At 64.4% G+C, this 202-nt stretch carries 1 protein-coding gene; it reads left to right on the forward strand.

Translation table 11 applies throughout. From position 1 onward, the window contains the following. The coding region (locus FNJ47_RS49705; protein ID WP_283811421.1) for a glycine betaine ABC transporter substrate-binding protein at positions 1-202 on the forward strand (202 nt) is incomplete at both ends.

Genomic DNA, 202 nt, shown 5'->3' on the forward strand with positions numbered 1-202 from the left:
GCACGGGCGCCGTCGACCTACGTCGTCGGCGCCAAAACGTTTGCCGAGCAATATGTGCTCTCCGCGCTGATCGAGCAGCGGCTGCAGGCGGCGGGATTGCAGGCCTCGACGCGCGAGGGCCTCGGCTCCAGCGTGATTTTCCAGGCACTCGCGGCCAACAACATCGACGTCTATGTGGATTATTCCGGGACGCTGTGGGTCA

The sequence above is a fragment of the Bradyrhizobium uaiense genome (assembly GCF_010811875.1).
In the GTDB taxonomy this organism is placed as follows: domain Bacteria; phylum Pseudomonadota; class Alphaproteobacteria; order Rhizobiales; family Xanthobacteraceae; genus Bradyrhizobium; species Bradyrhizobium uaiense.